Origin of the sequence: Cupriavidus sp. a3, from assembly GCF_051015765.1 — a bacterium.
GTDB classification, from domain to species: domain Bacteria; phylum Pseudomonadota; class Gammaproteobacteria; order Burkholderiales; family Burkholderiaceae; genus Cupriavidus; species Cupriavidus oxalaticus_A.
Map to the genome: position 1 here is coordinate 2,043,541 of NZ_CP170643.1, position 20,492 is coordinate 2,064,032.

Annotated in this window: 21 protein-coding genes and 1 pseudogene; 14 read left to right on the top strand and 8 right to left on the bottom strand. The window is 61.7% G+C overall.

Features of this window, described 5'->3' with window-relative positions; translation table 11 throughout:
- Positions 1-230: 230 nt before the first annotated feature.
- Positions 231-563, bottom strand: coding sequence for a hydroxyquinol 1,2-dioxygenase (locus ACAD63_RS09960; RefSeq protein ID WP_434033856.1), 333 nt, complete (start codon positions 561-563; stop codon positions 231-233).
- Between the two features lie 1,148 nt (positions 564-1,711).
- Here ACAD63_RS09960 and ACAD63_RS09965 point away from each other — a divergent pair.
- Positions 1,712-2,110 (top strand): VOC family protein, encoded by a 399-nt coding sequence (locus tag ACAD63_RS09965; RefSeq protein ID WP_082818939.1) that lies wholly within the window; start codon positions 1,712-1,714, stop codon positions 2,108-2,110.
- Between the two features lie 57 nt (positions 2,111-2,167).
- A complete protein-coding gene (locus ACAD63_RS09970) occupies positions 2,168-2,395 on the top strand; it encodes a hypothetical protein (protein ID WP_135706367.1) in 228 nt (75 codons plus the stop codon).
- Here the strand turns inward: ACAD63_RS09970 and ACAD63_RS09975 are convergent.
- Positions 2,378-3,286: a LysR family transcriptional regulator gene (locus tag ACAD63_RS09975; protein WP_434033857.1), complete on the bottom strand. Its 909-nt coding sequence runs from the start codon at positions 3,284-3,286 to the stop codon at positions 2,378-2,380. The two genes, ACAD63_RS09970 and ACAD63_RS09975, sit on opposite strands and share 18 nt — an antisense overlap.
- A 119-nt stretch (positions 3,287-3,405) precedes the next feature.
- Here ACAD63_RS09975 and ACAD63_RS09980 point away from each other — a divergent pair, with 119 nt between their 5' ends.
- Entirely contained in the window at positions 3,406-3,801 is a 396-nt protein-coding gene (locus ACAD63_RS09980; RefSeq protein ID WP_062799615.1) for a GFA family protein, read from the top strand.
- A gap of 124 nt (positions 3,802-3,925) precedes the next feature.
- Here ACAD63_RS09980 and ACAD63_RS09985 read toward each other — a convergent pair whose 3' ends face one another.
- Positions 3,926-4,948, bottom strand: coding sequence for a helix-turn-helix transcriptional regulator (locus tag ACAD63_RS09985; protein WP_240746059.1), 1,023 nt, complete (start codon positions 4,946-4,948; stop codon positions 3,926-3,928).
- Positions 4,949-5,064: 116 nt separating this feature from the next.
- On the opposite strand from ACAD63_RS09985, the gene ACAD63_RS09990 reads away from it, so the two are divergent.
- From ACAD63_RS09990 to ACAD63_RS10020, 7 genes are all read left to right on the top strand, one after another.
- Entirely contained in the window at positions 5,065-5,751 is a 687-nt protein-coding gene (locus tag ACAD63_RS09990) for a fumarylacetoacetate hydrolase family protein (RefSeq protein ID WP_434033858.1), read from the top strand.
- Positions 5,752-5,775: 24 nt separating this feature from the next.
- Positions 5,776-6,654, top strand: coding sequence for a polysaccharide deacetylase family protein (locus tag ACAD63_RS09995; protein ID WP_434033859.1), 879 nt, complete (start codon positions 5,776-5,778; stop codon positions 6,652-6,654).
- Positions 6,655-6,716: 62 nt separating this feature from the next.
- Positions 6,717-7,967, top strand: a complete 1,251-nt coding sequence (locus tag ACAD63_RS10000) for an MFS transporter (RefSeq protein WP_010812571.1) — start codon at positions 6,717-6,719, stop codon at positions 7,965-7,967.
- Positions 7,964-8,719, top strand: a complete 756-nt coding sequence (locus ACAD63_RS10005) for a sulfite exporter TauE/SafE family protein (RefSeq protein ID WP_434033860.1) — start codon at positions 7,964-7,966, stop codon at positions 8,717-8,719. The genes ACAD63_RS10000 and ACAD63_RS10005 overlap by 4 nt, the downstream gene beginning before the upstream one ends.
- Before the next feature lie 43 nt (positions 8,720-8,762).
- The gene (locus ACAD63_RS10010) at positions 8,763-10,226 is read left to right on the top strand and encodes an amidohydrolase family protein (RefSeq protein WP_167884626.1); all 1,464 of its coding nucleotides are present in this window, start codon (positions 8,763-8,765) and stop codon (positions 10,224-10,226) included.
- 235 nt (positions 10,227-10,461) lie between these two features.
- Positions 10,462-11,016: a RidA family protein gene (locus ACAD63_RS10015; RefSeq protein WP_434033861.1), complete on the top strand. Its 555-nt coding sequence runs from the start codon at positions 10,462-10,464 to the stop codon at positions 11,014-11,016.
- A 254-nt stretch (positions 11,017-11,270) separates the two neighbouring features.
- Complete coding sequence (locus ACAD63_RS10020) at positions 11,271-11,654, top strand: c-type cytochrome (protein WP_434033862.1); 384 nt, start codon at positions 11,271-11,273, stop codon at positions 11,652-11,654.
- 445 nt (positions 11,655-12,099) lie between these two features.
- Here ACAD63_RS10020 and ACAD63_RS10025 read toward each other — a convergent pair whose 3' ends face one another.
- Positions 12,100-12,438 carry a winged helix-turn-helix transcriptional regulator gene (locus ACAD63_RS10025; protein WP_133098024.1) on the bottom strand — a complete coding sequence of 113 codons (339 nt, stop codon included), beginning with the start codon at positions 12,436-12,438 and terminating at the stop codon, positions 12,100-12,102.
- Positions 12,439-12,528: 90 nt separating this feature from the next.
- Here ACAD63_RS10025 and ACAD63_RS10030 point away from each other — a divergent pair, with 90 nt between their 5' ends.
- Both ACAD63_RS10030 and ACAD63_RS10035 read left to right on the top strand, forming a co-directional pair.
- The gene (locus ACAD63_RS10030; protein WP_133098025.1) at positions 12,529-12,855 is read left to right on the top strand and encodes a nuclear transport factor 2 family protein; all 327 of its coding nucleotides are present in this window, start codon (positions 12,529-12,531) and stop codon (positions 12,853-12,855) included.
- A complete protein-coding gene (locus ACAD63_RS10035; protein ID WP_434033863.1) occupies positions 12,855-13,634 on the top strand; it encodes an SDR family oxidoreductase in 780 nt (259 codons plus the stop codon). The genes ACAD63_RS10030 and ACAD63_RS10035 overlap by 1 nt, the downstream gene beginning before the upstream one ends.
- Before the next feature lie 257 nt (positions 13,635-13,891).
- Here ACAD63_RS10035 and ACAD63_RS10040 read toward each other — a convergent pair.
- The 3 genes and pseudogenes from ACAD63_RS10040 to ACAD63_RS10050 form a co-directional block, all read right to left on the bottom strand.
- Positions 13,892-14,255 (bottom strand): annotated as a pseudogene (locus tag ACAD63_RS10040) (DUF308 domain-containing protein); the annotation flags it as partial.
- Between the two features lie 74 nt (positions 14,256-14,329).
- Positions 14,330-15,760, bottom strand: a complete 1,431-nt coding sequence (locus ACAD63_RS10045; RefSeq protein WP_135706389.1) for an amidase family protein — start codon at positions 15,758-15,760, stop codon at positions 14,330-14,332.
- Between the two features lie 76 nt (positions 15,761-15,836).
- Positions 15,837-16,850 (bottom strand): Bug family tripartite tricarboxylate transporter substrate binding protein, encoded by a 1,014-nt coding sequence (locus tag ACAD63_RS10050; protein ID WP_240746063.1) that lies wholly within the window; start codon positions 16,848-16,850, stop codon positions 15,837-15,839.
- A 173-nt stretch (positions 16,851-17,023) separates the two neighbouring features.
- Here ACAD63_RS10050 and ACAD63_RS10055 point away from each other — a divergent pair, with 173 nt between their 5' ends.
- Entirely contained in the window at positions 17,024-17,938 is a 915-nt protein-coding gene (locus ACAD63_RS10055; protein ID WP_133098028.1) for a LysR substrate-binding domain-containing protein, read from the top strand.
- Positions 17,939-18,668: 730 nt separating this feature from the next.
- Here ACAD63_RS10055 and ACAD63_RS10060 read toward each other — a convergent pair.
- The gene (locus tag ACAD63_RS10060) at positions 18,669-19,610 is read right to left on the bottom strand and encodes an AraC family transcriptional regulator (RefSeq protein WP_133098030.1); all 942 of its coding nucleotides are present in this window, start codon (positions 19,608-19,610) and stop codon (positions 18,669-18,671) included.
- A gap of 187 nt (positions 19,611-19,797) precedes the next feature.
- On the opposite strand from ACAD63_RS10060, the gene ACAD63_RS10065 reads away from it, so the two are divergent.
- Positions 19,798-20,394 carry a cysteine hydrolase gene (locus ACAD63_RS10065; RefSeq protein WP_434033864.1) on the top strand — a complete coding sequence of 199 codons (597 nt, stop codon included), beginning with the start codon at positions 19,798-19,800 and terminating at the stop codon, positions 20,392-20,394.
- Positions 20,395-20,492 lie beyond the last annotated feature (98 nt).

A 20,492-nucleotide genomic window follows, 5' to 3' on the forward strand; every position in this document is an offset into this window, starting at 1 on the left:
CCGCATCAGGTGCGGCACTATTGCCGTGCACCTGTTCGGTCACGGCATCGGCGAAGGCTTCGGGGCTTCCTGCGGAAGGTTGTGGCCAACGCCACGGACCTGGCGATGGACGCGCGGGTTGATGATGCGGGCGGCCTACGCGTTGCCGTCGGGAGCCGGGACCAACTCATCCGCGGTCCCGTCCACGAGCTTGTTCTGAGTGATTCTGCTCATGCGGCAATGCTGGGGCTTCAGGCGTAGGAGCCGTCCAGATACGCATCGACCGTGCGCGCCGGCGACACAGAGACACCGCTGCGGTCCGTGCCGGCCAGGGTGCGGGCGCCGTCGGTGTAGCGGTCGCGCGGCTCTTGCAGCGTGCGGGCACCGCCTGTGTACGGGTTGCGGGATTCCTGCGCCGTGCGGGCGCCATCGATGTACGGGTTGCGCGCCTCCTGCACTGAGTGGGCGCCGGCGGTGTACGGCGCACTTCCTCCGGCATAGGACAGCCCAGCCGCCTGAGCGCCAACTGCGGAGGCCGCCAGGGTGACGGCGAAGACCAGACGATTGACGAGGTTGGTACGCATGATCGATTTCCTTGGGACGTTGCTTTGAGAATTGAGCAGCTGCGAATCGCTTCGTTATTCTTCGCCGCCGTACTACGGAACGTATTTAAGGAAGCTGACGTATCGCGCGTGTAGCGTGCGGGAACCTTTTCTGTCAGGGCTTGTATCGTCCCGTCGGCTTGATACAAGCGCATACAAAGGGGGGAGCTCGCCGCCGTACGGGAATGCCATGGCTTACCGGCTTAGTCGAATGTGGTGTGCAGGCTGCGCCAGTGGAAAGCGATACCTTGCCACCCAATGCCAGACCTTCTCGATCGAACGCGCCGGACTTGTACCTTGCGCACATAACTGTCTGCTCCCCTGAGGTCTTCGAAGACGGCAAGGGTGAAGGAGATGATCAAGGAGGCGCGGGCGCGCCACATGTCCCGCAGCATTAACCATCCGACGCCGGGGATCGTTGCCTTCTCCGCACCGGTATTCGACTAGTCGGGAAATATTGCGCTGACGATCACCATCATGGGCCCGTCCAGCACGGTCGATACCGATTGGGACGGCCCGGTTGCCAAAGCGCTGGATGCTTGCGCGCAGGCGGTTTCGAAGCGCCTCGGCTACAGGGGCTCGAAGGAGTGCTTGCCGGCGTTTAGCTTCAGGGCGCGGAAATGGTCGCTTCCATGAGCGGCCCTTTCTTGCCCGACGACAGTCCGTCTATCGTGAGCTTGCGCGATGCGCCCGCGTGCATGCTGGGTTGGACGAGCAGAGACGGCCGATCACTAGCCGGATAGATCGGCCGACGAAGGTCTGTTGTCTGGGTAGAGCCGACGTTGGGGTGTCCGAGCGAGAGGAGCGGCGAGCGGCGGTACATGGCCGGCTGCGGCCGTTGCGATGCTCTCCATCGTTGGCATTTCAATTGGCTCAAGGGTGCGGAAATCCTGGATCGGGGAGGAAGGCAGTCCGGACGGTCGTGCTCAATGACCAGTTGCGATCGCACGTTGAGCGACGGTTTCCATCTATTGCCGCAGAAGAACAACATCGCCTTGCCGCTTAATTAGCCCCGATTTTGCGTCTCGGTATCGGACCGGCGAGGCTGACGCTTCGTGGGGAGGCTAGGAGCGATGCCACCTCACAGCCGTGATATTGTTCGTCGCCGCCACCTTCCTGGGAGACGCAAAGTGATTTCGCACATTTTTCTTGGCGTTAACGACTTCGATCGTGCTTTTGAGTTTTATTCGGCGTTGATGCATGAACTAGGACACAACCTCAAATTCTGCGAGCGCGACACGCCATGGGCAGGGTGGATGGCAACGGACGCACCGCGGCCGCTGTTCCTTATTGGCAAGCCATATGACGGCAATGCTGCGCGAGGTGGGAATGGTCAAATGGTGGCATTGCTTGCGCGTGACCGGCAGACCGTTGACCAGGCATACGCCCGTGCGCTCGCAAACGGAGCAAATTGCGAAGGCGCTCCTGGCCTAAGAACCCAGTATCACCCTCACTTCTACGGCGCATACTTCCGAGATGCTGATGGAAACAAGCTTTGCGTATGCTGTCATCACCCGGTGTCGGTTTAGCGTTATCGATTTAGCACTGACCTGCCTCTACGCCTGTCGACACGGCCAGCGCCTCAGATGGCCGTCGACGCGCTGGCGCGGGCAACGGAAGCCGAAGCGGACGGCGCATATACGGCGTTGAACGCCATCCTTGTCGAAGGAAACCACTTGCCGCCGCCGACGATAGCTGTCATCCGAGCCATCCGTCCGGTCAAGGAAACGATGGGCGCCTGCGATCCCAGCAAGACACTCGATATATGGCGCACGACCCTCGCCCCGTTTGTGACGCTACTGGTGGGATGCTGAGGCGATCTTTTGAGAAAAAAACTTCACGAAAGCCTCGACCTTCCTCGGGTGATTGCGAGGTTTCGGAAACACCGCATATATTCCCGGCTGCTTAGACGCACCAATCTCGTCGTACTCTTCCAGCAGCCGAATCAAGCTACCGCTGAGCAAGTCCTGCGCGACAAGCCAGTCGGGCTGCCGGGTGATTCCCTTGCCTGCCTTGGCCCATGCAATCAGCGCATGCGATTCGTTACTCGAAAATGGCCCATCTACCGGAATTGCCATAGTTGTGCCGTCCACCTGGTACTGCCAAGATGAGGAATGCGGTTCATGGCGGTAAATCAGGCACTGATGTCGTGCCAGTTCGGCCGGATGCCGGGGGGCGCCATGAGATGCCAGATAGGCGGGGCTGGCGCATGTTACGCGGCGGTACGTGCTGAGGCATCGAGCGGAGAAATCGGAATCCCCCGGTCGCCCCGCCCGCAGGGCGAGATCGAAGCCGTTGGCGACAAGGTCGACAATCCGGTCGCTAACCTGGAGATCGAGGCTGATTCTCGGGAAGCGTGCCGTGAACTCATGGAGATGCGGGTACACAAAGGTCAGCGCCACGCCCAACGGTAATGTCACGCGCAGCTCACCCCTTGGTTCCGACGCAAGGCGCCGGACCGCATCTTCAGCTTCGTGCGACTGTTCAATGATGCGCTTCGCGTGTTTGTACCAGAGCCTGCCTGCCTCGGTCACGGCGATGCGACGCGTCGTCCGGTCGAGCAGGCGCGCGCCAAGCCGTTTTTCTACTCGAGCTAGTGCGCCGGTCACCGTCGCAGGCGCGAGTCCGAGGACCCGGGCTGCCTGCGCCATGCTCCCCGAGTCCACGATCTGGCAGAACACCTGCATGCTGAACAGCTGATCCATCGTCCATTATTCGTAAATCATGAAGAATCCATTCATGGGCGGCTACTTTATCAAAATTTCCGCACACCCTACGATCTTCTCCAATTTGGCATTCATCGCAACACTTCCTGGAGAAGCCCATGACCCAGCACGGCAGTTGTCTCTGCGGACGCATCAAATACCGAATCCACGGCCCGCTAACCGACGTCCTGAATTGTCATTGTTCGATGTGCCGAAAGCTCCATGCCTCGGCCTTCCGCACGAGAGCCAAGGTGGCGATTAGGGATTGGGAATGGGTATCGGGGCAGAACACCGTCAAGTTTTACGAGTCCTCGCCTGGCGAGCACAAGGGATTTTGCAGCGAATGTGGCTCAAGCATATTGACGCGATTTGACTGCAATCCCGAGGTATTCGGATTCCCCCTCGGTACGCTTGATAGCGATCCCGGCGTGAAGGCCGAGCGTCATGTTTTTGTCGGCAGCAAGGCGTCGTGGTATGACATCACCGATACGCTTCCGCAGCACAAGGAATACTGAGGCCAGTCGGAGGGCAGTACACATACAAGGTAAATATCACGAATAAGAAGCTTGAAATAAAGAATAGTGGAAAGCCCCAACAATGCCAGTCTCATCGGCTAGCCCTCAGCTCACCACCGTGGTCTTACTCAACCCAAGTTCGCGCGCCCACGTCCTGGAATTGGCGTCGATATGCCAAAGGTGTCGAACCCACGATCTGCCGAAACCGCCTAGCAAAGTTATTTGGTTCACCGAATCCCGTGCTTTGCCCGATTTCTGCGGCCGAGGCGGATGTGAAAGCCAGCAAAGTCTTTGCCCGCTCGATCCGCCTTTCAGTCACGATCTCCAGAAAGGTCTTTCCGGTTTCACTTTTCAGCAGGTGGGCCAGGTGTGTTGCTGATACATGACTGGCCTGCGCAGCGTCGCCCAAGGTCAGTTCCCGCGAAAGGTTTTGGGTGATATACCGAATGCAGCGCAGCACGGACTGCTTGTACGACTGCAGCAACATCCCGTTGCTCTCGCAAAGACGAATCTTGTCACCGTGGCGTCGCCACACCATGCCAATCAGGTTTAGCAAGTGGCTGCGGATCAGCAAGTTGCTGGCCGTATCGTCACTGGGCGATTGCTGGGATTCTTGCGCCATGCGCTCGCATAGCTCCTGAAGGTACTCGGTGTCCAGTTCATCGAACTGAAAATCCAGACAATGCTGAAAGCGGAAGGGACCAAGCTCTGGCGCGCGCGCGAGCGGCACTTCCGACAACTCGAAGACATCAAGGTTAAGCGACGGTAGCAGATACTCTTTGCTGATGTTGATTACGTGGAACTTGCCGTCCGCTACGTTCGGAATGTAGTGAACCAGAAACGGCAGGACGAAGCTTACGGTGCCGGGGCGAATAGGCCGCTGCTGGCCCCCAATGTAGTGAGTGGTTTCGCCTAGTGTGTTGACGTAAATCTGGAAGTACTCGTGACGGTGCGGCACCGGGTTCGGCAGACAGTTGCTCTGATCGTGGATGCCAAAGTAGGCGCTCTGCGCCCGGGCCGCCATGGTGTAGTTCCGGATGACAGCGCCCTTTTTGCCCTCGTAGTCGAGGGGCGTCAGTGGGGCGTTCGAGGGATTCGCTCTGTGCATGGAAACGGTGAGGAGCAAAGGATCGTAAGGATTGCGCATCTTTTCGCAAGCCTGTGCGTTGAGGCCGAACGGCCGCGTCTCTAAACTCTAGCCACTCCGTTCAATAATCTTACACAGAGACAATCCTTATGCCTAGAGACAGTGCGGACAGCGTCGTGCAATCGACCAAGGTCCTGAGCGTTACCCCCGCCGTCATTGATATCGTTGACAGCGCTCAACGCTTCCCGGTACGGCGCGTCTATTGCGTGGGGCGTAACTATCTTGCCCATATCCGGGAAATGGGGGAGGGTGACGAACGCGACCCGCCATTCTTCTTCCAGAAGCCGGCCGATGCCATCGTGACCGATGGGCGCGTACCCTATCCGACGTTTACCGACGACTTTCAGTTCGAGTTTGAACTCGTCGTTGCCATCGGCAGCGAAGCGGCGGACGTGCCGCCGGACACGGCACTGGATCATGTCTTCGGCTATGCCGCAGGGCTTGACATGACTCGGCGGGACCGCCAACGAGAGTGCAACAAGCGCGGCCTGCCGTGGGAACTGGGCAAGTCTTTCGACCATTCAGCGCCATGCGGTCCCATCCATCCCGTGGCGAAGGTCGGCCATCTCCGCTCGGGCACACTTAGCCTGGCGGTAAACGGTGACGTACGACAGAACTCGGTCCTGGAGAAGATGATCTGGAACGTCCATGAAATCGTCAGCGAGCTGTCCAAACAGTACCGCCTGCTCCCTGGCGACCTGATCTTTACCGGCACGCCAGAAGGTGTTGGTCCGGTGCAGCGCGGTGACAGGCTGACCGGCTGTATTGAAGGACTCGATCCTTTGCAGGTCGAGATCGTCTGAGTCCCGGGTCAAAGGAAACACGCCATGAAACCACTCGAACGCATCTCATATTCGGCCATTTCCGAACGTCCCGCCCTGACGCTGCCGGCCAGCAAGCGCCTGGCTGTCTGGGTCATCGTCAACGTTGAGGAATGGGATATCAACGAGACCATGCCGCGCACGGTTCTCACGCCTCCAGCGGGCGGTTCACCTATGCCAGACATCCCGAACTGGGCTTGGCACGAGTATGGCAACCGCGTCGGCTTTTGGCGCATGCTGGACGTCATCGACGAACTCGGGATCAGTGCAACGCTCGCCATCAACGGCGCCGCCATCGATGCCTACGAGCCTATCGCCAAGGCGGCGAAGGCGCGTAACTGGGAGTTCATCGGCCATGGCTTTGGACAGCGCAACATGCAGAAGGTGCCCGACGAAGCGGTCGACATCGCAAAGACCACCGAGGCCATTCGCGCCTACACCGGGAAGCGCCCCCGCGGCTGGCTCGGACCGGGGCTCACCGAGACCTGGAACACACCCGACATCCTCGCGGAGCAAGGCTACGAGTACGTGTGCGACTGGGTGCTCGACGATCAGCCCGTGGAACTGAGGACGCGAGATGGCGGCTGTATCGTGAACGTGCCCTACACACAGGAGTGCAACGATGTAGCGATGATGCTGATCCAGCATCACAAGGCCAGCGAGTATCGCGACCGCGCTATCGACCAGTTCGAGCAACTCTACGCCGATGCGAAGGACTCAGCCCGCGTGATGGCGCTGGTCGTGCATCCGTACATCATGGGCGCGCCACACCGCCTGCGCTATTTCCGGGAGGCGCTGGCGCACATTCGGGCACATGACGACGTTGCCTTCCTGACGGGAGAACAGATCCTCGATTGGTATAAGGCAGCGCGCGCGGCCTCATAGCCGGATCCGTACATCGCCAGAAACTCGAACAAATCTCTCGCTTGACGAGAAGGAGACAACACGTGAATTCCTCGACTTCGGCCGGCCCGCTGACCGGAGACGTGCGCAGCGATGCGCCCGTCACGGCATTGGAGATTGGCATGTTTCTTGTGCTGCTTGCCTCCTATGCGCTCAACGCGATGGACCGGCAGATCTTTCCGCTGATCGCCGCAGATGTGCGAAGGGAGTTTGGGTTCGGCCTCGCCGACACCGGCCTGCTTTCGACCATCTTTACGCTCGGCATGGCACTAGCGGGGGTGCCGACAGGCTACCTGCTTGCGCGGTGGTCGCGCAAGGCCGTGCTCCAGATCGGCATCGCGATCTTCTCGCTTGGCACGCTGTTGACTGCCTACTCGAGCGGCTTTGCCGACATGATCCTCTACCGCGCCGCTACTGGCATCGGCGAAGCGATGCAGCTGACTGTGGTGATCGCCATCGCGGCGAGCTATTTCGCTCGCTTCCGCGCGACGGCCGTTGGGGCCATCAACTTCTCCTTCGGTGTCGGCGCCATCGTGGGACCGCTGCTCGGTGGGCACCTGATCGGCATTGAGCGAAACTGGCGCTTGCCGCTGGTGGTGTTCGGCCTGACCGGATTTGTCGCAATGGCGCTGATCGCGGCTACCGTGAGCAAGCGCATGACCGAAAAGGCCAGCGCGATCGCCACGCACATCGACACGCGCGGTGCAACCACGATGTGGAACCGCAACACGGCTCTCTTGACTGTGATGAGCATCATTGGCGGGTTGTGCATCTATGGCTACCTCGGCATGTACCCCACGTTCCTGCGCGAGCATCTGCACTACACGCCGTCGGACACTGGTCGCGTCATGAGTATCTTCGGGTGCGGCGTGTTCGCCTCCATCTTTGGCGGCTGGCTTGGCGACCGCTTCCACCCCAAGCTTGTGTTGTCGCTGAGCTTTGCGGGGACCGGGCTGCTCGGCTTCCTTCTGTTCTCGGGGCCGACGGGCATGTTGGTCCAATCGGTGCTGTCATTCGTGTGGGGGCTGGTGGTAAGTGGCGTGCTGTACGTGAACCTGGCCGGCTACCATATCAAGTCCGTGCGCTCTTCGCTCACGAATCGGGCCACCGGTGTCTTTGTCACGACGCTCTACGGCGCGGGCGCTTTCGCGGGCTACATCATCGGCGGCATCGCGGCGCGCTTTGGCTGGAGCACCGCCGGCTTTGCGCAGATCACCTTGCTATCGGTCTTCGGAATAGTACTCACCGTGCTACTGCGGACCGACCGGATGTCCTTGCCTGTGCGTAAGCCATGACGCCGGCCGAATGGGTGCTGCTCGGTGGCGCTGCGACTTTCGCCGGGACGCTGAATGCGGTGGCAGGCGGCGGTAGTTTCCTGACACTGCCGGCCTTGGCGATGGTCGGCGTGCCGCTGGTATCTGCCAACGCCACCGGGACCGCCGCGCTCCTGCCTGGCTATATGGCGGGTGCCTGGGCACAGCGCAAGGATCTGTCGGGGCCGATGGCACCCTCGCTTCTTCGGCTAAGCGTGCTGTCGGTGCTGGGCGGTGCGGCAGGCGCCACGTTGCTGCTGTCGACCTCGAACAGCGACTTCGGGCGCATTGTGCCATGGTTGCTGTTGGCCGCGACCCTTCTCTTTGCCTGTGGGCCAAGGCTTCTGCGCAAAGGAGCCGTTGCATCGCAGTCCCCCAGTGAATGGATCACGGACATCTGCATCGCTGCGGTCGCGATCTACGGTGGCTATTTCAACGGCGGTCTCGGCATCTTGCTGCTGGCGGTTCTCGCTGCGCTCGGGCACACCGACATGAGCCGGATGAACGGCATCAAGAACTTCGTCTCCGTGATCCTGACGGTGATAGCTGTCGCCATTTATGCGGCCAGCGGCGCCATCGCCTGGACGCATGCACTATGGATGGCGATCGGCGCCACAGCCGGCGGGTATTTCGGCGGCGTCATGGCTCGGCGACTTAAACCGGCCCTGGTGCGTGGCTTCGTCGTCCTGACAGGGCTGGCAATGACCGCAGCATTCTTTCTCGAGACGAGTTGACCACAACCGTCTTCCTGCAATCCAAATCGCATCGGAAAGGAACATGAGAACAACCAGAAGAGAATTCACCAAGGTCGCCGGCGCAATGATGGTCGCGGCAACCGGGATCCCCTCGCTTGTCGCTTCGGCATCGGCTTCGGCGGGAGGCGGCATGCCATCCGCAGCGTCCGGAGCCCGTCGAGGCACCTACCTGATCAAGAACGGCATGGTCATCACGGTCGACCGGAAGAATGGCGTCATGCCACGCGCCGACATCTTGATTCGAAACGGCGTGATCGAGAAGATCGGTCGGGGTCTGAGCACGTCCGGCGCGCAGACGATCGATGCCGCGGACATGATCGTCATGCCCGGCTTCGTCAACTCTCACTACCATATGTGGAGCGCGATCGGACGCAGCTTCACCGCGCGGAACGGCGGCTTCTCTTACTACCCGGCCAAGAGCGCCACATCCGCCTTGTACACGCCGGAGGACTTCTACAACAGCGTGCTCCTTGCGTGCGCCGAACTAGCGAACGGCGGGACCACTACCGTGCACAACTGGTCGCATAACACCCGCTCCGCGGCCCATGCGGATGCCGAACTTCGCGCGCACCAGCACTCTCTGCTGAGGGCCCGTTACTCGTATGGCCACATTGACAAGCTCCCGGTAGACGAGGTGAACAGGTTCGGCGACCTTGCGCGCGTCCAGCGCAAATGGTTCGGTGCAAACTCCCCATTCGAAGGTTTGGTGCACCTGGGACTGAATCTGCGTGGTCCGCAACAGAGCACCGATGCTGTCTTTCACGAGGAAATGAAGTTCGTCAAGAAGAGTGGGCTTCCCGTAGCGATCCACGCGCCGCAGGAGTCGCCCAACAATGTCGATGCTGTCGACTACGAGAGGCGCGGTTACCTCGGCCCCGATTTTATGATCGCGCATTACGTCCCGGCGACGACCGAGGACTTGATGGCGATGGCGCGCACGAAGACACCGCTCTCCTTTGCGACACATTCCGAGCTCCGGCTCAGCAGCACGGGCGATGCCCGGGCTGCGCTGTTCGCGATGCGTGCCGCGGGGCTGACTATCTCATTGTCGAGCGACGCGACGTCCATTGCCCCACCGGACATGTTCGAAATGATGCGTTTCACCTGGAACCTCGGGGTGCCCTGGGTTGGCACCCCCAGCGAGCGGGCAAGGGCGGTCAGCGTGCAAGAGGTGATCGAGATGGCGACGATCAATGGAGCCATCGCGATGGGGATCGGCGACATCACTGGATCGATCACTGAAGGCAAGCGCGCAGACATCATTCTGGTGCGGGCCAAGGATCTGAACATCTGGCCAATAGGCAATATCGAAACGGCGATTGTGCAGAGCGGCAGCGCCAGCAACGTCGACACGGTGTTAGTCGATGGCCGAATAATAAAGAGAAGCGGTCGCTTGCTAGCCTACAACGTGGACAGCATTGTTCGCGGTGCTCAGCAGTCCTCCAACCGGATTCTCAATGCGGCTGATGAGATGATGAAGTTATGAGTAGTCTAAAGAGTGAGTGGGACGAACGCCGCCTTCTGTTCGAGATGAAATGCACACCGAACTCCCTCCGTGGACCAGGCAGCGGGAGTCATTTGTCCGCCCAAGGGGCGACCACTCGATTTAGTCGAGACGAACGCGAGTACGTTCTTCGCATATGCGTTCTTCGTTTTGTACGGTCCGGCAAGGCAACGCCGCGTTGTCCGGACCTTCATCCTTTACTTCACAGGCCCTGCCCATGCGCACAGCACGCTTGCTATCATGTAGTTCTATCGCGGCCCTTGCCACCCTCGTTGTGCCGGCGCTCTGCATCGCCAATGCCAACGCCGCCGAGCAGATCGTCAGGCATCGCAACCCGGCGCACATGACCGAACCGTGGGCGCGTGAGTTCGCGGAGGTGATCGAGATTCCCGCCAATGCGCAGCTGCTTGTGCTCAGCGGCGTGGGGCCCACGGTGGCGAATGCCTCGGCGCCGCCCGATACGGCGGCCTCCTATGGCGACACCGCAACCCAGACCCGCAGCGTGCTTGGCCAGATCGAGCGCATCCTCCAGGATCGCGGCTATCGCATGGGCGACATCGTCTCCATGCAGGCGTTGATTGTGGCAGACCCGGCCACGGGCAAGCCAGACTTTACCGGCTTCTCGAGCGCCTATAAGCAATACTTCGGAACAGACAAGCAGCCCAACGTGCCGGTGCGCACGCGAGCCGAAGTCTTGCGGCTGGTGCCGCCAGGATGGCTAGTCGAAGTCACCGTCATGGCGAGCCGTGTGCCGTCGCGGCTGGCACGGTAGAAGACATAGGCTAACTAGCGGTGCGCCGCAACCGGGAGGGCGGAGCTTGAGTGGCCGGGCGCAGATAGTGGGACAGCGCACCTAACTCTCGGTGGAACATGACTGAGTGCGCCGAGCCGCCGCCTGCGAGGCGGGTTGCCCAGGAATCGGCTTGGCGGCCCGACGAGCTGTCGCGTGTCGTGGCCCTCATGTGTTGCAGTGGTGCTCCCCGGTATTTGCTCTCGATTATGATCTGATTTATACAATAAGGCTAAATGAAAGTAAGAGAGTTATGTATCGCTTCGCTAGGAGTTGTAGTGCTAACTCAAACATCACTATCCTGGGCGCAAAGTTTTAATGGGAAAAATCTCTTTACGCAGAGATGTGCCATGTGCCATGGAGCAGACCTCAAAGGCACAGGGCCATTGGCAAAGAAAAGCACTCCTCCCACACCTGATCTGACAACCGCCGCTTTCAAAAGACGACTCAATGATTATCCTGGTGTTATTGTTTCATCGGTGATACTTCGTCCAAATGGAGACTTGATTCCAAGAACTTTGCAAGAGAATGGTGTAAGACTGGCGCCGCACTCTTGGACTGTTCAAGATTTTCGAGATTTAAATAAATACATGAGTGGTTTGATTTCAAATAGCCGATGATCTTGAGGTACAAGCCGATACGAAAGTTCGATGATCGCGGCCACTTATCCTTGGGGCCGGCCGTTAGCCAGACGACATTCGTCTGGCGTGAAGGGCAGCCAGATTCAAAGTGACTGCTCTGGATTTGAACCGTCGTCTGCGCCGGTTCGTAGGCAGTTCAACTATGGATTGCGCGTTGACTGACTGTCTGCAAGGGGCCAACTCAGCGGTCGGTCGCCGGAAGGTTGGGCGGCCGAGAATGGCGGGACTTAGCCATCGGGCGGGTCAGGTGCAAGGGGCGTGGTAACAGGGCCGCTTCCGACCCAGTGCTGCCCCTGAAATAGGATTGACGACCGTCAGGTTCCGGCCCGACATGAGACGATCGCGGATGAGGCCACGTCGATGACTTGCGAAATCGGAGTTCTGGATGACAGGCTTCTTCTCACGCACGCAAGCTCGGCGCAGCCTACGGAAAGTCTTCACGGCGCTCCGCCCATGTCAGGATCGCATCCAGTGCCGGACACAACGCCTGGCCCCAATCAGTCAGGCGGTAGTCCACCTTCGGCGGCACCTGATGATAGACCGTACGCATCACGATGCCGTCCGCTTCGAGGCGGCGTAGCTGCTGGGCAAGCATCTTCTGTGTGATGCCGGGGATCAGTCTCTCGAGGTCCGAAAAGCGCTGTACCTGACCACCGAAAAGGTGAAACAAGATCACCAGCTTCCAGCGGCCTTCCAGCAGTTTGAATGCGGCTTCAACATCGATTGCGGCAGTCGCGGGAGTGTAGTTTTTTCGGTTAGCCAAGGGTTACTTACTTTCTTGTGCGTTCTTGCGATACGGTAACTGTAGCGCCATGATTGGGGCATGAAAACCTTCACGTTGAGGTGAACCCCGATGAACATGATGCTGCCCCCGCCACTGGATGCCTATCTACTCGCGGAAACCGTCACCGACTCCGCCCCTCTCTCGAACTGCTTTGCCGCCGATGCCGTCGTGCGGGACGAAGGCCGCACGATCAAGGGGCTGGAAGCCATCCAGGCCTGGAAGAAGGACAGCAAATCCAGGTACCAGTACAGCATTGAGCCGTTGGACGTATCCCAGGACGGCGCCACTGTGACGATGCACGCACGGCTCACGGGCACCTTTCCCGGTAGCCCAGTCGTGCTGACATATACGTTCGTCCTGGCTGGCGGCAGGATTGCGTCGCTGGAGATTCGCTAATGAACTCCGCACCCGAACTTCTGGGGCTTCGGGCGCTCGTTACGGGCGGAACCAAAGGCATCGGCAAGGCCGTTGTCGCACGCCTTTGCGAGGCAGGTGCGAACGTTCTGACGACTGCGCGTTCCCGTCCCGATGAACTTGCCGAAGAACGGTTCATCGGGGCGGACATCACAACGGCCGAGGGCTGTAACGCCATCGTCGACGCAGTGCACGAGCGGTTCGGTGGCGTCGATATAGTCGTGCACGTCGTGGGCGGATCATCTGCACCGGCCGGTGGCTTCAGCGTGCTAGATGACGATGAATGGAACAAGGCATTGAGCCTGAACCTATTCCCGGCAGTGCGCATCGATCGCGCGCTGTTGCCCTCGATGGTCGAGCAGCGTTCGGGCGTCATTATCCACGTCACGTCGATCCAGCGGCAATTACCGTTGCCGCAGGCGACGATTGCCTATGCCGCCGCCAAGGCTGCCCTGTCAAACTACAGCAAAGCCTTGTCCAAGGAGGTCAGTCCGAAGGGCGTTCGCGTCGTGCGTGTCTCCCCGGGCTGGGTCGAGACGGATGCCGCCGCAGGTCTCGTTGCCGAGATCGCCCGACAAGGCGGCATCGACACGGAAGGCGCCCGCAAGATCATCATGGATTCGCTCGGCGGCATTCCTCTTGGCCGGCCGTGCTCACCCCGGGAAGTGGCAGAACTCATTGGTTTCCTCGTCTCTGGCCGCGCCAGTGCCATCACCGGCACTGAGTACGTCATCGACGGAGGAACTGTTCCGACTGCGTGATCTGAGCCGCTTGCCCGGCCGCCCTGGTGTCGAACGTGTCTGCCTACGGACAGGCAGCCACGACCAAGCCTCTTCTGCGAGACAGGGCATCTGTTCGCGACCGCCGCAACGGTCTACGAGCCGAAGGTCACAGCATCATTGACGACCGTCTCTTCTCGGTCCGGGAGCGGGCAGTCGTGAAATTTCTTTGAGCGACTCAAGCTGGCCGACAACTGCCGTCCAAGCAAATCGGGCCGCCCCCAGCCGGCCACGGCTCCTTAGCGCGACTCCTGCGCCGACCCCTGCGAAGACCCACGCCCATCCCTGCCGTGAAACACCCACCCCCACGCAAACGGCCTCGGATCGACCAACGTGCTCATTGCCCGCGCGTAGTCGAGCATCAGCCCCGGCGTCCACGCCATCGTCGCCGCACGCTTGCGTAAGTGCGCAGCTACCCAGAGGTCAGTCGTCCAGCAGGCGGAACAGTGGCCACCAGCCGATGAGGCATGCCCACACGCGCGCGGCGCCGCCTTCCAGCGCGGCGTCGAGCGCGTGCGCCACAGTGCTGGAGCAGTTGCGGTGCATGAGGTTGTAGGTGGCATTCTGGCGACACTCGTCCCAGAATGCACGCTCACGGCAGGGCCAAGCGCCCGGTCACCGCTGCGCCGCATGCCCATAAGCTTCCGATGCGGCTCGAACACGGGGCGCTCCCTCAGTCAGGACCGGTTAGCCCGCATCTCGGCCAGCCCCGACCAGCCGGCGCACCGTTCGATGGCCTCGCCAGCCGCCAGGCAAAGCGCCTCCTGGAAGCGCCCCGCCACCAATTGCACACCCATCGGCGTGCTGCCTGCCATGCCGGTCGGCACCGACAAGCCCGGCAGGCCGAGCATGGCCGGCGCCAGCAGCGGGCTTTGCGCGTCCAGGATCTCGCGCATGGCGGCATCGCCCTGCTGGTCCGCGTCGACCGCAAACGGGCGCTGCCATGAAACCGGCATCAGCAGCAGCGGATATTGCGCAAGAAAGAGCTGCCAGTCGCGCAGCAGGTTGGAGCGCAGGGCCAGGGCGTCCATATAGCCCACGAGATCCAGATCCGGGGCCAGCCGGTACATGCTGCCGAAGGCGCGGCGGATTGCGTCATCGCCGTCGGTCTCTACGGCTTGCCGTACGCTGGCTTTGGTCTCGTTCATGGTGAGTGCCAGCCACAGCTCCGCTGCCTCGGTGAAGCGCGGCGGTGCGGCTTCCTCGACCGTATAGCCGGCCTGTTCCAACCATCGTGCCGCCTGCGCGACCGCAGCGACAACCTCGGGGTCGGCGCGGTAGCCCGGCAGCGAGGTACATACGGCCACTCTTGTACCAGGCTTGTAGGCATTGGCCGGCTGGGCAGCATCCAGCGGCGCGGGCGTCCACCACGGATCCCTGGCATCGGCCGCGGACATCGCCGCCAGCGCCAGGCGCAGGTCCGCCACGCTGCGCGCGAGCGGCCCCTGCACCGAGGTCATGTGCATGCCGATGGTGCGCTCCCGCGACTGGGACGGATTGAACGCCGGCACCCGACCGAAGCTCGGCCGCAGGCCTGCCACGCCGCAGGCATAGGCCGGATAGCGGATCGACCCGCCCTGGTCGTTGCCGTGCGCCAGCGGGCCGATGCCGGCCGCAACCGCTGCCGCCGCGCCGCCGCTGGAGCCACCGGGTGTACGCGTGGCGTCGTAGGGATTGAGCGTGCGGCCGTGCGGGGCGTTGTCGGTGAACCAGCGCATCGAGAACGCCGGCGTATTGTTGCGGCCGATGATGATGGCGCCCGCCTTGCGCAGGTTGGCGACCGCTGGGCTGTCGGCAGTGGCCACGGTGCTGCGGTAGGCCGCTACGCCATTGGTAGTGGCGCGCCCCGCCTGGTCCACGTTCACCTTGATCGTCACGGGCACGCCGTGTAGCGGGCCCACCGGCTCGCCGCGTGCCAGCATGGCATCGGCTTCGGCGGCAGTGTGCAGGGCCTCGTCGGCCAGCACCTCGACCACCGCGTTGAGGCGGGGGTTGACGTCGTCCAGCCGGGCCAGGCAGCTTGCCGCCGCCTCGCGGCACGAGATTTCCCGGGAGGCGATATGCCGCGCGAGATCGACGGCGCTCAGGCGCCACAGTTCGTTGCTCATGGATGGTCCGTTGTGGTTGTGGATGCGATGCAATCGGTGATGCGCACGGCTGCCCGGCGCGGCGGCAAGCGCGCGATCAGTCGGCCTTGATGCCGGCGCGCCTGACGGTGGCGCCCCAGCGGGGCACCTCGCTGCGGATCAGGCTGGCAAACGCCTCGGGCGTGGAGGGCATGGCCTCGATCGACAGCGCGGCATTCGCCTTGACCACGGCGGGATCTGCCAGGGCCTTGTTGAGCGCAGCGTTGAGTTTGCGGATGACGGGCATGGGCGTACCCGCCGGCGCTACCAGCCCGCCCCAGGCCACCACCTCGAAGCCCTTGATGCCGCTCTCGTCCACGGTGGGCACCTGCGGCAGCACCGGCACGCGCTGCAGGCTGGTCACGGCCAGCGCCTTGATCTGCTTGCCGGCAATGAACTGCTGGATGCCCGAGACGTTGTCGAACATCACATCGACCTGGCCGTTGACCATGTCGCCCAGCGCCTGCGCGCCGCTCTTGTAGGGCACATGCAGCATCCTGATGCCGGTGCTGCCCTGTACCAGCTCACCCGCCAGGTGAGCGCCCGAGCCGATGCCCAGCGACCCCATCACCACCTTGCCGGGGTGCTGCTTCGCGTACGCGACCAGCTCGGCAAGGTTGTTGGCCGGCAGGTCCTTGCGCGCCACCAGCACATAGGCGTTGCCAATTGCCAGACCAATCGGCGCGAGATCCTTTTCCGGGTCGTAGGGCAGCCTGGTGTAGAAGGTGCGGTTGACGGCCAGCGTGACCATATTGCCGTAGCCGATGGTGTAGCCGTCGGCGGCGGAGGTGGCCACCAGTTGGGTCCCGACGATGCCGCCGGCGCTGGGCCGGTTGTCGATCACCACCGGCTTGCCCAGTTCGCGGCCCATCGCCTCTGCGATCGGGCGCAGCGCCACGTCCACGCCCGCACCGGCCGCATAGGGCACCACCATCTTGAGTGGCCGCTCCGGCCACTCGGCCCGCGCCAGCAGTGGCGCGGTGCATAGGGCTGTTATCGCCAGGGCGGCCATTGCCCGCACGGCGAAACGGGTGACGACCGGTCGTTCTGTCGGGGTGCGCGTCTTCTCCATGTGTCTCCTCGCTGTTTTCTTTGCATTGGCATGGGGTTCGCAACAAGGCTACGCAGATAGAATGAAAGCCAAAAGACGCTAAATTCTTTGTGATGACAACTCAGGGTTGTCGTCATTATCGCCAGCAAGCGCAAGACATCCCGGCCCATGGACCGGGAAGCGAGGGAGACAACGTGAAGGACCATCACCTGAAGGCCTGGCTGAGCCTGGTGGAGACCGGCAGCATCCGCGGCGCGGCACGCGGCCTGCACCTGAGTCAAGCCGCCATTACCAAGGCCATCCGCGAACTGGAACAGGACCTGGATGCGCCGCTGATCGTGCGCAGCTCGCGCGGCGTGACGCTGACCGAATGCGGCCACCAGCTCACCCTGCGGGCGCGGCTGGCGCAGGCGCAGCTTGCACTGGCACGGCAGGACATCCGCCAGTTGCAGGGCGGCAAGCAGGCGCACGTATCGGTAGCGGTCACGCCGATGGTCTTCCTGAGCCTGCTGCCCGACGTAATCCGCGCCTTCCGCAAGCGCATGCCGCTGGCCGAGCTCACGCTGGAAGAAGGCATGATGCCGCTGGTGCTGCCCGCACTGCGCGACGGCACCGTCGACTTTGCCGTCGCCGCGCCGGGACAGCAGGCCATTGGCAGCGAGTTCGTCTTCGAGCCGCTGCAGACGCTGGAGATCATGGTCGCCTGCCGCCGTGGCCATCCGCTGGAACACGCGACCGAGTGGGAACAACTGCTTGAATGCGAATGGCTGATGCATCTGTCGCCAGGCAGTCACCACACCTATATGCTCGACCAGTTGCGGGAGGCTGGTATTCCCGTGCCGGCACGGATCATCAAGGCCAATACCTTTGGCGTGAGCTGGAACCTGATGACGCGCAGCGATGCGCTGCTTTCATGTCCGGCCGGGCTGCTCGGCGTGGAACCGTATGCGCAGCAGGTTAGCCGGGTCCCGTTGCGGATGCCGTTGCCGCCGATCACGCTGGGGATTCTGACGCTGCGGGATACGCCGCTGTCGTTGGCGGCGGAGACTATGGCGGAATTGTTCAGGAGGGAAATTGCGGTGAATGGAGAGAAGCTGGCGACGGGATGACGGGTTCAGGACTCGGCTGCAACAGCATCGAGCGAACCATCGGCAGTGCGGATTGTGCCGACGGTTCGAGCTGCCAAATCAGTCAGCGAAGCAAACTTTGGCTGAGAGCTGATCGAGCTGGGATTTGACCATTACCAGCAGGCAGTGGGTGCCGTGGATTTCTTCCGAGTGATCGCTTTGGGATTCCAGGAGGAAGAGGATGCCGGAGAGGCTGGCGCTGAGGTGGTGCAGGGCTGATGGAGGGCGTCGATAGGATGTTTCGCACTGTGCAATTTGCGAATGAAGTCCCAAGAGTGGAAGGCGCACCTCTCCGCTAGCGGATCTTGATAGCTTCCGGGCGCAAGACCGGCTTATCGCCAGAGAATGGTGACTGTAGAGCGCCACGAAGAGCCGTATGGCAATCATTCGCGAAGAATTGGCATATGGCGGCTTGCGACCCTTCTGAGCCGTTCGACTCCTCCACAACTCGGTGGCGGCTATCCGAGTCCAACAGTCATCCGCTTCCACTGTCGCTTTGGCAGTTGATCGGCCGACGCGGGCGATCGCTTGTCGACGGCTGCTCCGCATAGCCAATCCAGAGCATGATAAAGAGATCGCCGTTGTCCAGGCCCACGGTCCGCTCTATGTCAGGTTCGCCATATACCACGGCGTATTGGAGACGTTTGCGCCTGCTATCTCGCATTGCAGTCGCCCGTCCGCTGGTGCCCCCAACCTATCCACATTCTCCCCCTCATCCACGCCGGCGCTGTCGAAGCGTCTGCGATGGGAGAACGCCAAAGTGGGCGCGATAGAGCGCGGCGAACCGGCCAAAGTCCCAGACGCCAAATCGTCCGCAGATCGCGGATACCGTATCGCCCGGCCTCGCATTGCAGAGGGCTGCGCGAATGGCATGCATGCGGTACAGCGCTAGGTAGCGATGCGGTCCCATGCCCAGGTATCGATGAAACACGTTGCGAACCGTGCGTTCGGATGCATCGGCAGCCGCGCAGAGGTCGTCCACAAGGACCGTCGTTTCCCCAACGCACTTGAGGTAGCCCAGCGCCCTGCTCAGGATCTGACGATGACGTGGCTTGAGCCGGAGATGGGTCGCGCCATCGTCGACCGTCAGCACGGCGCGAAACACGAGGTTGATCAGTTCGGCGCGAGCCGTGAGCGTGGCGGCCGGATGGCGCAATTGGTCAGGGTCGTCGCGCTCGACGCGCAAGATGCGCCGAATCGTTGCCAGCAGTTGCGGCACGCCGTTTCGACCGGTGCAGACCAGATTGTTGGAGAGCAGCGTGGCGTCAAACTCGTCGACGTGCGTGTGGACCCAGTGCAGGACCAATGGCGCCGATATCGCCACCGTCAGCCAGCTTGCCGCCCGCTCCGCAACGATGTGGAACATCTGGTCGGGCGCCATCCAGCCGACCGTGCGCTCGTCGAAGGCATGGCCATCGACAATGGTGCATTGTTGTGCACTCAACGGCACGAAGATATTGAAGTAGTCGGGCATGCCGATACCCGAATAGGCCGTGGAGGCGCCCTCCCGGCCCATCATGATCGCCACGCCATCGAGGTCGATCACCTTGAGCTGCCAGTCTCGCTGCGGCCGGGACCGCAAGACATACCTTCCCTGGACGCCGTAAAGCGCCGCCTCGAATTCGTCGAACTCCGGGCAGACCAGCTTCGTCAATGGATTGCTCCCTGGGCGGCCCTTCACGGCGGGTTGCCATGCAAGTCCAGGCGACATTTGCCGATTTTACGTAGCCGGGGACCAAGGTTTCAAGAAATGATTAGCAGCAAATGGATGCGAAGGGGAGACCATGACGGAATCAAGCCAACCGGGGACGTATCCCGCGGCGTCCACAGGATTGCTGCTTGTGGATCCCTACAACGATTTCCTCAGTGAGGGCGGCAAGCTCAACGGCCGGGCAAAGCCGGTAGCCGACCAGGTCGGTACACTGGCCAACCTGAAAAGGACGGTAACCATCGTACGCGCAAGGGGCATCCAGGTGTTCTATGTGCCACATCATCGCGCGAGGTCTGGTGACTTCTCCACGTGGAGGCATCCCAGCCCGTACCAGTTGGGCGCCAGCCGTGCGCAGGTTTTTGCCGCGGGAAGCTGGGGAGGCCAGTGGCATCCGGATTTCGAGCCGCTTCCCGGAGACATCATGATTCACGAACATTGGGGCGGCAGCGGCTTTGCCAACACCGACCTTGACTTGCAACTTAAGCAGCATGGTATCCAGAAGGTCATTCTGGTCGGGATGCTGGCCAATACCTGCATCGAGGCGACAGGACGCTTTGCGACGGAACTCGGCTATCACGTGACGCTGGTGCGCGATGCCACGGCAGCGTTCTCGGCGGAGGCCATGCATGCCGCGCATGAGATCAACGGACCAACGTTCGCCCACGCCATCGTCACGACCGCGGAGTTGTGTTCGGCGCTGGGTGACGCGGGCGGCGTGCCACGGTAAGCAATCCTGAGATCGCCGCTTGCGGGGGAGCGGTGATTTTCTCCCTAACCTACGGGCAGGTGCCACTTGCACCGATCGCCGGAGCGACAGAAGACGTT